General features: G+C 53.6%; 2 rRNA genes. Both read right to left on the bottom strand.

The features are described 5' to 3' along the window. Positions 1-46: 46 nt before the first annotated feature. Positions 47-162 (bottom strand): 5S ribosomal RNA (rrf, locus tag HVE01_RS19680). Positions 163-280: 118 nt separating this feature from the next. After that, positions 281-3,173, bottom strand: a 23S ribosomal RNA gene (locus HVE01_RS19675). Between the last annotated feature and the right edge of the window lie 135 nt (positions 3,174-3,308).

The following is a 3,308-nucleotide window of genomic DNA, read 5'->3' as shown; positions in this document are numbered from 1 at the left end:
CAAACAAAAAACCCAGCCGATTGGCTGGGTTCTTTGTTAAATAAGTGCCTGACGATGACCTACTCTCGCATGGGGAGACCCCACACTACCATCGGCGCTAAGCGGTTTCACTTCTGAGTTCGGCATGGGATCAGGTGGTTCACGCGTGCTATGGTCGTCAGGCGTAACTTGTAATGCATATCATGCTGACGTGTTTTGTGGCGTCTCTCGTTTCCTGTCATCGACAGGAAGCGCGTATCCGGTTTTCATTATCACTACGACCAGACCCCTTGGGTGTTATAGGGTCAAGCCTCACGGGCCATTAGTACACGTTAGCTCAACGCCTTGCAGCGCTTCCACACCGTGCCTATCAACCAGCTGGTCTCGCTGGGCCCTTCAGGAGGCTCTAGGCCTCAGGGATGTCTCATCTTGAAGGGGGCTTCCCGCTTAGATGCTTTCAGCGGTTATCCCGTCCGCACATAGCTACCCGGCAATGCCACTGGCGTGACAACCGGAACACCAGAGGTGCGTCCACTCCGGTCCTCTCGTACTAGGAGCAGCCCTTCTCAAACATCCAACGCCCACGGCAGATAGGGACCGAACTGTCTCACGACGTTCTAAACCCAGCTCGCGTACCACTTTAAATGGCGAACAGCCATACCCTTGGGACCGACTTCAGCCCCAGGATGTGATGAGCCGACATCGAGGTGCCAAACACCGCCGTCGATGTGAACTCTTGGGCGGTATCAGCCTGTTATCCCCGGAGTACCTTTTATCCGTTGAGCGATGGCCCTTCCATACAGAACCACCGGATCACTAGAACCTGCTTTCGCACCTGCTCGACGTGTCTGTCTCGCAGTCAAGCACCCTTATGCTCTTGCACTCATTGCACGATGTCCGACCGTGCTGAGGGTACCTTCGTGCTCCTCCGTTACTCTTTGGGAGGAGACCGCCCCAGTCAAACTACCCACCACACACTGTCCTCGATCCGGATAACGGACCTGAGTGAGAACGCCAATGATGCCAGGCTGGTATTTCAAGGTTGGCTCCCCTCGAACTGGCGTCCGAGATTCAAAGCCTCCCAGCTATCCTACACAGGCAACATCAGCGTCCAGTGTGAAGCTATAGTAAAGGTTCACGGGGTCTTTCCGTCTAGCCGCGGGTACACCGCATCTTCACGGCGATTTCAATTTCACTGAGTCTCGGGTGGAGACAGCGTGGCCATCATTACGCCATTCGTGCAGGTCGGAACTTACCCGACAAGGAATTTCGCTACCTTAGGACCGTTATAGTTACGGCCGCCGTTTACCGGGGCTTCAATCAAGAGCTTCGGACGAATCCTAACACCATCATTTAACCTTCCGGCACCGGGCAGGCGTCACACCCTATACGTCCGCTTGCGCGTTAGCAGAGTGCTGTGTTTTTACTAAACAGTTGCAGCCACCTGGTATCTTCGACCGGTTCGGGCTTAGAGAGCAAGTCTCATCACCCTACGCCGGCGTGCCTTCTCCCGAAGTTACGGCACCATTTTGCCTAGTTCCTTCACCCGAGTTCTCTCAAGCGCCTTGGGATTCTCACCCTGACCACCTGTGTCGGTTTGGGGTACGGTCGCACATGATCTGAAGCTTAGAGGCTTTTCCTGGAAGCGTGGCATCAATGACTTCCTGACCGTAGTCAGTTCGTTTCGTGTCTCGGCCTTGAAGGGTCCCGGATTTACCTAAGACCCAAGCCTACTCACTTTCACCAGGACAACCAACGCCTGGCTCACCTAGCCTTCTCCGTCCCCCCATCGCAATCATGTCCGGTACGGGAATATTGACCCGTTTCCCATCGACTACGCCTTTCGGCCTCGCCTTAGGGGCCGACTCACTCTGCTCCGATTAGCGTCGAACAGAAACCCTTGGTCTTCCGGCGGGGGAGTTTTTCACTCCCCTTATCGTTACTCATGTCAGCATTCGCACTCGTGATACCTCCAGCGAACTTCTCAATTCACCTTCATCGGCTTACACGACGCTCCTCTACCGCTCACACATAGTGTGAACCCGTAGCTTCGGTACCTGGTTTAGCCCCGTTACATCTTCCGCGCAGGCCGACTCGACTAGTGAGCTATTACGCTTTCTTTAAAGGATGGCTGCTTCTAAGCCAACCTCCTAGCTGTCTGAGCCTTCCCACATCGTTTCCCACTTAACCAGGATTTCGGGACCTTAGCTGACGGTCTGGGTTGTTTCCCTTTTCACGACGGACGTTAGCACCCGCCGTGTGTCTCCCACGCTTGCACTCACCGGTATTCGGAGTTTGCCTCGGGTTGGTAAGTCGGGATGACCCCCTAGCCGAAACAGTGCTCTACCCCCGGCGGTGATACGTGAGGCGCTACCTAAATAGCTTTCGAGGAGAACCAGCTATCTCCGAGCTTGATTAGCCTTTCACTCCGATCCACAAGTCATCCAAATCTTTTTCAACAGATCCTGGTTCGGGCCTCCAGTTGATGTTACTCAACCTTCACCCTGCTCATGGATAGATCGCTCGGTTTCGGGTCTATATCCAGCGACTGTGTCGCCCAGTTAAGACTCGGTTTCCCTACGGCTCCCCTAAACGGTTAACCTCGCCACTGAATATAAGTCGCTGACCCATTATACAAAAGGTACGCAGTCACAGAACAAGTCTGCTCCTACTGCTTGTACGCACACGGTTTCAGGATCTATTTCACTCCCCTCTCCGGGGTTCTTTTCGCCTTTCCCTCACGGTACTGGTTCACTATCGGTCAGCCAGGAGTATTTAGCCTTGGAGGATGGTCCCCCCGTCTTCAGTCAAGGTTTCTCGTGCCCCGACCTACTCGATTTCACATGATCAGATTTTCGACTACGGGGCTATCACCCACTATGGCCGCGCTTCCCAGCGCATTCGTCTAATCAGTCACATGCTTAAGGGCTGGTCCCCGTTCGCTCGCCGCTACTAGGGGAATCTCGGTTGATTTCTTTTCCTCAGGGTACTTAGATGTTTCAGTTCCCCTGGTTCGCCTCTTACGCCTATATATTCAGCGCAAGATACTCATCTTATGATGAGTGGGTTTCCCCATTCAGAGATGCCCGGGTCACAGGTTGTTTGCCACCTCGCCGAGCCTTATCGCAGGCTTCCACGTCTTTCATCGCCTCTGGCTGCCTAGGCATCCACCGTGTGCGCTTCATTGCTTGACCCTATAACCCGAAGGAGTCTGGTGTCTCGCAATGATAACGATTGCCGGATACGCTTGAGACGTATCACAAAACAATTACGTATAAACGTTTTAAAACGTTTATGTCAGCATGATATACATTGTTAAAGAGCGACTG

Origin of the sequence: Vreelandella venusta (assembly GCF_007989605.1) — a bacterium.
Taxonomy (GTDB): Bacteria; Pseudomonadota; Gammaproteobacteria; order Pseudomonadales; family Halomonadaceae; genus Vreelandella; species Vreelandella venusta.
Note: the sequence above shows the minus strand (reverse complement) of the source record. Positions and strands in the feature narration are given on the sequence as shown.